Here is a 1,497-nt window from a genome sequence, read left to right as displayed (position 1 = left end):
TCAGGACAGGCACGCTCATTCCCGCCCGCCGCCAGGACCGCAGCACTGTCAGCCCGTCGACCTTCGGCAGCCCGAGATCGAGGATCACCGCGTCATAAGGTCGGTTTCGCCCAGGAAGCGGCCCTCCTCGCCGTCGGCGGCGGTATCCACCGCATAACCTTCGCCTTCCAGCCGCTGTTTCAGCTGCCGGGCCAGCTCCGGCGTGTCTTCGACGATCAGCACGCGCATCGTTTCACCTCTCCCTGCCATGGGACCGATGGCGGCCTCTGGTCCGCAGCAGCTCCCCGGTGGAGGCGTCATAATCCAGCTTCAGGATGCGGCCATCGGCGGCGATCAGCTTCAGCTCATAGCGGAAGCCGTCCTCCTCATCCTCCAGATCGACATCGAGCACCTCGCCGCCGAACCGCTGTTTGGCGCTTTCGACGATCCGCTCCAGCGGCAGGATGCGTCCGTCGCGCAGCGCGGCGCGGGCGCGCTCGTGGTCGTCGCCGGCACGCGCATCCGGCCCTGCCGCAAAGAGCAGGGCAATAAGGAGGAATGCGGGACCGGTCCCCATGATCGACCTCTCTGCCTGGAACAGCATCGCGCAACAGGGGCGCGCGACTGAACCAGCATATCGTCGCATCCCCGAACCGCCCCTGAATGCGCTTCAACCGCCGTCTGCCGCCGTCTGCCGCCTGAACGGCGGATGAACGGCGCGTTCAGGCTCGGCTCAGGCTGGGTGGGGCAGAGTGCGGTCCATCGGGCGCTTCGGCGCTCCCCCGCACCACAGGTGATGCCATGCTGAAAGCCGTTACCCTCCCCACTCTCCTCGCCGCGACCCTGCTCGCGACCGGCGCTGCCCAGGCCGGCGACCACGGCCACGCCGCGGCCATCCAGCCGACCAGTCCGCAATCCATCGCCGACGTGATCAAGGCCGGAGGCGGCACCGTGAGCGGCACCGTGGAAAAGGCGGCGGCGAACTGGTTCGTCCTGACCGACGGCCGCGACCGTATCGACGTCGCCAGCCGCGGCTTCCTTCCCGAGGGCATCCAGTCCGGCGACCAGATCACCGTCGTCGGCGGGGTCCGCCAGGGCGCGATCCAGGCCGGCCAGATCATCCGCCAGGACGGCACCGCCTTCGGTCGCAACGCCATGCAGAAGCATGAGGGCCGCCGCCATGGCCACGACAAGGACCAGGACAAGGGCCGGCACGGCGACCGCGACGACGACTAATCGGACCCCCGCCATGCTGAAGAGGATGATCCTCCACACCCTGCTGGCCGCCCTGGTCGTCGGCCTGCTGGCCGCTGCCTATCAGGCCAGGGCGGACGAAGCCGTGGGCTTCCCCACCCAGCCCATCGCCGCCCTGGCCATCGCCGACCACGCCGGCTGAGCCGCCTTCCGCAACGGAGACCACCATGACAGCCCGCAAGCCAAGCGCCACCGAGATGACCGCGCTGCTGGCCTTTCACGCCACAGTCTCCGGCGCCTTCATCGTCGCCTACCTGACCGGCG

Annotated in this window: 3 protein-coding genes and 1 pseudogene; 2 read left to right on the top strand and 2 right to left on the bottom strand. The window is 69.0% G+C overall.

The genetic code is table 11. The features are described from left to right. Both I71_RS36080 and I71_RS16870 read right to left on the bottom strand, forming a co-directional pair. Nucleotides 1-228: pseudogene (locus I71_RS36080) on the bottom strand (response regulator); the annotation flags it as partial. Between the two features lie 4 nt (nt 229-232). Continuing rightward, complete coding sequence (locus tag I71_RS16870) at nt 233-556, bottom strand: PepSY domain-containing protein (protein ID WP_042696006.1); 324 nt, start codon at nt 554-556, stop codon at nt 233-235. 224 nt (nt 557-780) lie between these two features. On the opposite strand from I71_RS16870, the gene I71_RS16865 reads away from it, so the two are divergent. Continuing rightward, nucleotides 781-1,215, top strand: coding sequence for a cytochrome c maturation protein CcmE (locus tag I71_RS16865; RefSeq protein ID WP_042696005.1), 435 nt, complete (start codon nt 781-783; stop codon nt 1,213-1,215). A gap of 13 nt (nt 1,216-1,228) precedes the next feature. Then, a complete protein-coding gene (locus I71_RS38350; protein ID WP_159107399.1) occupies nt 1,229-1,375 on the top strand; it encodes a hypothetical protein in 147 nt (48 codons plus the stop codon). The last annotated feature ends 122 nt before the right edge of the window (nt 1,376-1,497 follow it).

It is taken from the genome of Azospirillum sp. B506, from assembly GCF_000333595.1.
Classification (GTDB): Bacteria; Pseudomonadota; Alphaproteobacteria; order Azospirillales; family Azospirillaceae; genus Azospirillum.
The sequence above is the reverse complement of the archived record's forward strand: the minus strand, read 5'-3'. Positions and strand labels throughout refer to the sequence as shown.

What these genes read in the sequence shown, in the direction of transcription:
- I71_RS38350 (WP_159107399.1), top strand. Translation starts at nt 1,229, where the DNA reads ATGCTGAAGAGGATGATCCTCCACACCCTGCTGGCCGCCCTGGTCGTC.
- I71_RS16865 (WP_042696005.1), top strand. Translation starts at nt 781, where the DNA reads ATGCTGAAAGCCGTTACCCTCCCCACTCTCCTCGCCGCGACCCTGCTC.
- I71_RS16870 (WP_042696006.1), bottom strand. Translation starts at nt 556, where the DNA reads ATGGGGACCGGTCCCGCATTCCTCCTTATTGCCCTGCTCTTTGCGGCA.